Annotated in this window: 2 protein-coding genes; one reads left to right on the forward strand and one right to left on the reverse strand. The window is 73.7% G+C overall.

What is annotated here, in order from left to right; genetic code table 11:
* Positions 1 to 77: 77 nt before the first annotated feature.
* A complete protein-coding gene (locus ABD308_RS07450; RefSeq protein ID WP_344329565.1) occupies positions 78 to 560 on the reverse strand; it encodes a carboxymuconolactone decarboxylase family protein in 483 nt (160 codons plus the stop codon).
* A 97-nt stretch (positions 561 to 657) separates the two neighbouring features.
* On the opposite strand from ABD308_RS07450, the gene ABD308_RS07455 reads away from it, so the two are divergent.
* On the forward strand, positions 658 to 1,551 hold the full coding sequence (locus ABD308_RS07455; protein WP_344329567.1) for a sigma-70 family RNA polymerase sigma factor: 894 nt from the start codon (positions 658 to 660) through the stop codon (positions 1,549 to 1,551).
* Positions 1,552 to 1,568: the final 17 nt, after the last annotated feature.

A 1,568-nucleotide genomic window follows, 5' to 3' on the forward strand; every position in this document is an offset into this window, starting at 1 on the left:
GGCCCGGCCCCGTCCGGCCGGGGCCCCCGCCGGCCCTGAGGCCCCGGCCGGGGGAGGCGGCTCGGCCGGGGAGGGGCTCAGCTCCAGGTCGCCCCGGCGGGCTCCTGGATCGTGGTGTTGATCCGGTTGAAGAAGTTCGTCAGGCCGATCATCAGGATGATCGCCGACAGCTGCTCCTCGGTGAAGTGGTCGGCGGCCGCGTCCCAGACGTCGTCCGGGACCGCCTGCCCCGAGCGGTCGGCGATCCGGGTGGCGGCCTCGGTCAGCGCGAGCGCGGCCCGCTCCTCCTCGCTGAAGAACGGAGCCTCCCGCCAGGCGGCCACGGCGTGCAGCCGCTCGTCCGTCTCGCCGGCCTTCTTCGCCCCGGCGACGCCTCCGAAGACGCAGGCGCTGCACCCGTTGATCTGGCTGGCCCGCAGGTGGACCAGCTCCATGATCCGCTGCGGGACGCCGCCCTGGTGCGTCGCCTGGAAGATGGTCTGGATGCCCTTCATCGCGTCCGGCAGGACCATCGCCGGGTTCTTCATCCGGGCGGCGTGGGTGGTGGTCTGAGTGGTCATCTGATGATCCTCCCGATCAGGCTGCCCGCGTCGGTGTCACGCGGAGCGGTTAACGTCCGTCAATGAACTGACGGATCCCGACGCGAAGGTGTGACAGATGGACGGGGAAGACTTTCTGGCCGAGCGTTTCGAGGAGCACCGGCCCCATCTCCGGGCGGTCGCCTACCGGATGCTCGGCTCGCTCGGCGAGGCCGAGGACGCCGTGCAGGAGACGTGGTTCAAGCTGAGCCGGTCGGACGTCGGCGGGGTCGCCAACCTGGGCGGCTGGCTGACCACCGTGGTCGGCCGGGTCTGCCTGGACCTGCTGCGCTCGCGGGTCGCCCGGCGCGAGGACCCGCTCCCGGACCGGGACGGCCGGGAGGTCCGGCTGCCCGATCCGATCATCGGCGGAATCCAGGCCATCGACCCGGAGCAGGAGATCCTGACGGCCGACTCGGTCGGCATCGCGCTGATGATCGTGCTGGAGACGCTGGCCCCGGCGGAGCGGCTGGCCTTCGTGCTGCACGACCTGTTCTCGGTGCCGTTCGACGAGATCGCCCCGATCCTCGGCCGCACCTCCGCCTCCACCCGCCAGCTCGCCAGCCGGGCCCGCCGCCGCGTCCAGGGCGCCGCGCCCGCGCCGGACGCCGATCTGGCACTGCGCCGCGAGGTGGTGGAGGCGTTCCTGGCCGCCGCCCGGGGCGGGGACTTCGACGCGCTGCTCACCGTCCTGGACCCGGACGTGGTGGCCCGCTCCGACGGCGGCACCGTGCGGCCGGCCACCTTCCGGCGCGGCGCGGCCAAGGTGGCGGCCGGGGCGAGCGTGTTCGGCGCGAGCTTCGCCGGGGAGTCCCGCCTGGTGCTGGTCAACGGCGAGCCGGCGCTGGCCACCTTCGTCGACGGCCGCCCGGCCGCGCTCGCGGCGTTCACCGTGCGCGGCGGCAAGGTCGTCGAGCTGAACATCTTCAACGACCCCGAGCGCCTGGAGCGCCTCGGCCTGTCGGCGGCCTGACGCCGGACCGCTCGCCG

It is taken from the genome of Kitasatospora putterlickiae, assembly GCF_039527695.1.
GTDB lineage: Bacteria > Actinomycetota > Actinomycetes > Streptomycetales > Streptomycetaceae > Kitasatospora > Kitasatospora putterlickiae.

Coding starts and splice junctions, on each gene's coding strand:
- ABD308_RS07450 (WP_344329565.1), bottom strand. CDS start 560: ATGACCACTCAGACCACCACCCACGCCGCCCGGATGAAGAACCCGGCG.
- ABD308_RS07455 (WP_344329567.1), top strand. CDS start 658: ATGGACGGGGAAGACTTTCTGGCCGAGCGTTTCGAGGAGCACCGGCCC.